The 3,704-nt window shown below is 58.6% G+C and carries 3 protein-coding genes; all 3 read left to right on the top strand.

Annotated elements, in window-relative coordinates:
* Positions 1-143: 143 nt before the first annotated feature.
* Complete coding sequence (gene pheS, locus ACIGDJ_RS28075) at positions 144-1,160, top strand: phenylalanine--tRNA ligase subunit alpha (RefSeq protein ID WP_101159939.1); 1,017 nt, start codon at positions 144-146, stop codon at positions 1,158-1,160.
* A 26-nt stretch (positions 1,161-1,186) separates the two neighbouring features.
* On the top strand, positions 1,187-3,565 hold the full coding sequence (gene pheT, locus ACIGDJ_RS28070) for a phenylalanine--tRNA ligase subunit beta (RefSeq protein WP_313003643.1): 2,379 nt from the start codon (positions 1,187-1,189) through the stop codon (positions 3,563-3,565).
* Between the two features lie 3 nt (positions 3,566-3,568).
* The coding region (locus ACIGDJ_RS28065) for an HU family DNA-binding protein (RefSeq protein ID WP_397504709.1) at positions 3,569-3,704 on the top strand (136 nt) is incomplete at its 3' end.

The following is a 3,704-nucleotide window of genomic DNA, read 5'->3' as shown; positions in this document are numbered from 1 at the left end:
GATTGTCGAGAAAGCTAAAGCCACCTTGGCTTAAGTACCCCCGACAGTCACCCGGCCTCACCTTTGTGAGGTCAGGTGTTAAACGTCATAAATAGGGGAAGAGCCTTCAAGCTCTTCCCCTATTTTGTATCTGGAGTCTGTACATGGAAAACCTGGATGCGCTGGTCGCTCAAGCACTAGAGGCTGTGCAAAGCGCTGAAGATATCAATGCCCTGGAGCAAATCCGGGTTCAATACCTTGGCAAGAAGGGCGAATTGACTCAGGTGATGAAGACCCTGGGAAATCTGCCGGCAGAAGAGCGTCCGCAAGTCGGCGCGCTGATCAACGTTGCCAAGGAACGTGTTACAGGCGTTCTCAATGCGCGCATGGCCCTGTTTGAAGAAGCCGAACTGGCTGCCAAACTGGCTGCAGAATCCATCGACGTGACATTGCCGGGCCGTGGTCAGACCTCTGGCGGCCTGCATCCGGTCACACGGACGCTGGAGCGCGTCGAGCAGTTCTTCACCCGCATTGGCTACGGCATTGCCGAAGGCCCTGAGGTCGAAGACGACTACCACAACTTTGAAGCGCTCAACATCCCAGGCCATCACCCGGCCCGGTCGATGCATGACACCTTCTATTTCAATGCCAACATGCTGCTGCGCACCCATACCTCGCCGGTACAGGTTCGCACCATGGAATCGAAGCAGCCGCCGATCCGCATCGTCTGCCCAGGCCGCGTGTATCGCAGCGACTCCGATATTACTCACTCGCCGATGTTCCACCAGGTCGAAGGCCTGCTGGTTGATCGCGATATCAATTTTGCCGATCTCAAAGGCACCATCGAAGAATTCCTGCGAGTGTTCTTCGAGAAAGAGCTGGCGGTACGTTTCCGTCCATCCTACTTCCCGTTCACCGAGCCATCCGCCGAAGTCGATATGGAATGCGTGATGTGCAGCGGTAAGGGCTGCCGCGTCTGCAAGCAGACTGGCTGGCTGGAAGTGATGGGCTGCGGCATGGTTCACCCGAACGTGCTGCGCATGTCTGGCATTGATCCGGAAGAGTTCTCCGGCTTTGCTTTCGGCATGGGCGTCGAGCGTCTGGCCATGCTCCGTTACGGCGTGAACGACTTGCGTCTGTTCTTCGACAACGACTTGCGGTTCCTCGCGCAATTTCGCTAGTCGTAACGAATTCTTAGGAGAGCAGGATGAAATTCAGTGAACAATGGCTGCGTGGCTGGGTTAGCCCGCAGGTAGATCGCGACGAGCTGGTTGCCCGTCTGTCGATGGCCGGTCTTGAGGTCGATAGCGTTACGCCGGCCGCCGGTGTATTCAGCGGTGTGGTGGTGGGTGAGGTGCTGAGCACCGAACAGCACCCCGACGCCGACAAATTGCGTGTGTGCCAGGTCAGCAATGGCGCGGAAACTTTCCAGGTCGTATGCGGAGCGCCAAACGTGCGTCCGGGCCTGAAAATTCCATTCGCCATGATCGGCGCAGAACTGCCGGGCGACTTCAAGATCAAGAAAGCCAAGCTGCGCGGCGTCGAGTCCAACGGCATGCTGTGCTCGCAGGCCGAGTTGCAGGTCGGTGAAGGCAACGACGGTCTGATGGAGCTGCCGGCCGATGCGCCGGTGGGCGAAGATTTTCGTGTGTACCTGGATCTGGAAGACGCCAGCATCGAGGTCGATCTGACCCCGAACCGTGGTGACTGCCTCTCCTTGGCCGGTCTGGCCCGTGAAGTCGGCGCGCTGTACGCCGCGCCGGTAACGCGTCCGGTGGTGGCCACCGTTCCTGCCGCTCATGACGAAGTGCGCTCGGTCGAAGTGCTGGCACCAGCCGCGTGCCCGCGTTATCTGGGTCGTGTGATCCGTAACGTTGATTTGTCCAAGCCGACGCCGCTGTGGATGGTTGAGCGTCTGCGTCGCGCCGACGTGCGCAGCATCGACGCTGCCGTCGACATCACCAACTACGTGATGCTCGAGCTGGGTCAGCCGCTGCATGCGTTCGATCTCGCCGAAATCAATGGCGGCATTCGCGTGCGCATGGCTGAAGAGGGTGAGAAGCTGGTTCTGCTCGATGGTCAGGAAGTCAGCCTGCGTAGCGATACGCTGGTCATCGCCGACCATACTCGCGCCTTGGCGATCGCCGGTGTCATGGGTGGCGAGCACAGCGGTGTTTGCGCGACCACGCGCGATGTGTTTCTGGAATCCGCGTTCTTCGATCAGATTGCTGTTGCCGGCAAGGCCCGTTCCTACGGCCTGCACACCGACGCTTCGCATCGTTATGAGCGTGGCGTTGACTGGCAACTGGCCCGTGAAGCCATGGAGCGAGCCACGGGCCTGCTGCAGGAAATCACTGGCGGCGAAGCTGGTCCGATCATCGAGACTGTCAGCGAGCAACATCTGCCGTCGATCGCTCCGATCACTCTGCGTGCCCAGCGCATCGCGCAAATGCTCGGGATGGAAATGGATTCAGCTCAGGTTGAAAGCCTGCTCGGCGGGCTGGGTCTGAAGATTACCGCCGATGGAGCAGGGCAGTGGCGCGTTGAAGTGCCAAGCCATCGCTTCGACATCAGCCTGGAAGTCGATCTGATCGAAGAGCTGGCCCGTCTTTATGGCTACAACCGTCTGCCGGTTCGTTACCCGCAAGCGCGTCTGGCACCACAAGCCAAGGCAGAAGCGCGCAGCGATCTGCCTGAGCTGCGCCGTCTGCTGGTTGCTCGTGGTTACCAGGAGGCGATCACTTACAGCTTCATCGATCCGCGTCAGTTCGAACTGTTCAATCCGGGCGTCGAGCCTCTGTTGCTGGCCAATCCGATTTCCAATGACATGGCTGCCATGCGTTCGTCGTTGTGGCCGGGCCTGATCAAGGCGCTGCAACACAACCTCAATCGCCAACAGGATCGCGTGCGTCTGTTCGAAAGCGGACTGCGATTCATCGGCCAGCTCGAAGGTCTGAAGCAAGAGCCGATGTTGTCGGGTGTGGTGTGTGGCAGCCGCCTGCCGGAAGGCTGGGCACAGGGTCGCGATACGGTGGACTTCTTCGACGTCAAGGCTGACGTGGAAGCGGTGCTGGGCTTCGCCGGTGCGCTGGATTCGTTCACCTTTGCTCCGGGCAAACACCCGGCGTTGCACCCGGGCCAAGCCGCGCGCATCGAACGCGAAGGTCGTGAAGTCGGTTTCATCGGCGCCATTCATCCTGAATTGTCGAAAGCGCTGGGCCTGGATCGTCCGGTGTTCGTCTTCGAGCTGGTTCTGGCGGAGGTGGCACTCGGTAAAATGCCGAAATTCCATGAGTTGTCGCGCTTTCCTGAAGTGCGTCGTGACCTTGCACTGATCGCGTACAAAGACGTCGCGGCCTCGGCGGTGCTGGACGTAATCCGTGAAAATGCAGGCGAATGGCTCACAGAGCTCAGGCTGTTTGACGTATATCAGGGTAAAGGTATTGATCCTGATAGAAAAAGCCTTGCAGTCGGCTTGACCTGGCAGCATCCATCGCGCACTCTTAATGACGATGAGGTGAACACGACGACGCAAAATATCCTCACCTCGCTCGAACAAAGGTTGAACGCCACGTTAAGGAAGTGACGTATGGGGGCTTTGACGAAAGCTGAGATGGCGGAACGTATGTATGAAGAGCTGTGTCTGAACAAGCGGGAAGCCAAGGAATTGGTTGATCTGTTTTTCGAGGAAATCAGGCACGCTCTTGAAGACAACGAGCAGGTAA

The organism is Pseudomonas sp. NPDC079367, from assembly GCF_044542195.1.
Lineage (GTDB): Bacteria > Pseudomonadota > Gammaproteobacteria > Pseudomonadales > Pseudomonadaceae > Aquipseudomonas.
This window is presented reverse-complemented; position numbering and strand designations above follow the sequence as displayed.